The organism is Craterilacuibacter sp. (assembly GCF_051659485.1).
Taxonomy (GTDB): Bacteria; Pseudomonadota; Gammaproteobacteria; order Burkholderiales; family Chromobacteriaceae; genus Craterilacuibacter.
In genome coordinates this window covers 1-1,606 of sequence record NZ_JBOFOO010000029.1, presented here as the reverse complement: position 1 = coordinate 1,606, position 1,606 = coordinate 1, and the positions used below count along the sequence as shown (strand labels likewise).

The 1,606-nt window shown below is 49.3% G+C and carries 1 protein-coding gene and 1 pseudogene; both read right to left on the bottom strand.

Annotated features, from left to right (window positions below):
• Window positions 1-148 precede the first annotated feature (148 nt).
• Window positions 149-1,153: a LacI family DNA-binding transcriptional regulator gene (locus ACRC1E_RS00890; RefSeq protein WP_438513224.1), complete on the bottom strand. Its 1,005-nt coding sequence runs from the start codon at window positions 1,151-1,153 to the stop codon at window positions 149-151.
• A gap of 236 nt (window positions 1,154-1,389) precedes the next feature.
• Window positions 1,390-1,606: pseudogene (locus ACRC1E_RS00885) on the bottom strand (sulfoquinovose 1-dehydrogenase); the annotation flags it as partial.

Below are 1,606 nucleotides of genomic sequence, written 5' to 3'. Positions count from 1 at the left end.
CGATGGTGGCTTGTATCCGTACCGGGTGACGCAACAGGAAGGCCATTACGATTGCTTCTGCTGCGACACCATATTCGGTGGCAAGTCGGCTAATTAGGCGTAGTTGGATACATCTGTTTGGCTATTTCATCATTCATGCGGGACAGTATCAGATAATACGGGTAGTACTACGCGGAATAAGTTCAAACCCAACGTCCATTGTTAAATCTGGCCATTCGGTATTTATTGGGGCTTCGCAGCGTTGAATGATAGCCTGCATCAATTCTCGGCCTATGGTATTACGATGAGGGCGTATGGTGCTTAATGGCGGGATAGTGCATTCGGCAAAATCTAAATCACCAAAACCGATTACCGACAAGCGTTCCGGTACCTTGATGTTGCGGCGTTGAGCCTCCAGCAACACGCCTAGCGCGAGAGAGTCATTGGAGCAGATGACGCCGTCTATCAGTGGGTCTTTTGCTAGTGCCGTGGCAATAGCTTTACCTGCTTCTGCGACGACTTGATCGTTATTAGGTAAGTCTAGGATGCAGGGCGTGTGCAAGCCTAAGCGCATGACTTCATTTGCATAGCCATCGGCGCGGTAGCGGGCTCGGCGGTCAATATTCAAACGCGAACCCATGTAAATCACGCGTTTACAACCCCCTTGATGCAGGTGCTGCAGAGCGATACGGCCAACTGATTGGTTATCGAAGCCGACCTGTAGTCCAAAGCTAGGTTCGCCTAAATCCCACATCTGTCCCACTGGGATATCTGCGGCCTCCAGCATCCCTATGGTGTTATCTGTATGATCGCACCCCGTCAGAATTACCCCGGCAGGTGACCACTGTAAAAAAGTACGTACCAACTCTTCTTCGCGCTGGATATTAAATCCCGAGTTACCCAAGAGCAGGCTGTAGCCGGCCTTTTCACTGATAGATTGCATTGCCTCGACAGTGCGGGCAAAGAAACTATTGGATATGGATGGAATGATAACGGCAATAGTATTGCTTTTGGCTGCCGCAAGGCTACCGGCTATACGATTTGGAACATAGTGTAGTGCATCTATTGCTTGCTGAACTTTGTCGCGTAGCTTGCCAGAAACGGCTTCAGATTTACGTAGGTACAGCGAGACGGTGCTGGGTGAGACATTGGCAAGGGATGCAACATCCATCATGGTTGCGCGTTGAGTGCTACGGCGTGTGCGGGGCTTGGGTTTACTCGTCAACTCCATCGCGCATGACTCCAATAATAAAGGATGATTTTTTAATGATAATTCAATAAATAGTACTTAGCATTTTGGGCACATCATAGCGCGATGATATGCCATGATGCCAATAATTTCCGCATTAAAATGGCCAGAATTTACATATAAATTCTGGCCACTACATGATACCGGGTCTGGTCAGCTTATTATTGGAACATGAGCCCTGCATCCACGACGAAGTTCTGACCGGTACAGCCACGCGCCTCATCTGAGGCCAGGAACAATGCCAAGCGTGCGCAGTCTGCAGCATCCAGACGGAATTTCAGCATCTGCTGATCAATAAATAGCTGATTATTCTTTTCAAAGCCCTCCGGATCATGCGACCACATTGCATCTTGACGCTCGGTCCGGATTGCCCCGGGT

What these genes read in the sequence shown, in the direction of transcription:
- ACRC1E_RS00890 (WP_438513224.1), bottom strand. Translation starts at nt 1,153, where the DNA reads ATGATGGATGTTGCATCCCTTGCCAATGTCTCACCCAGCACCGTCTCG.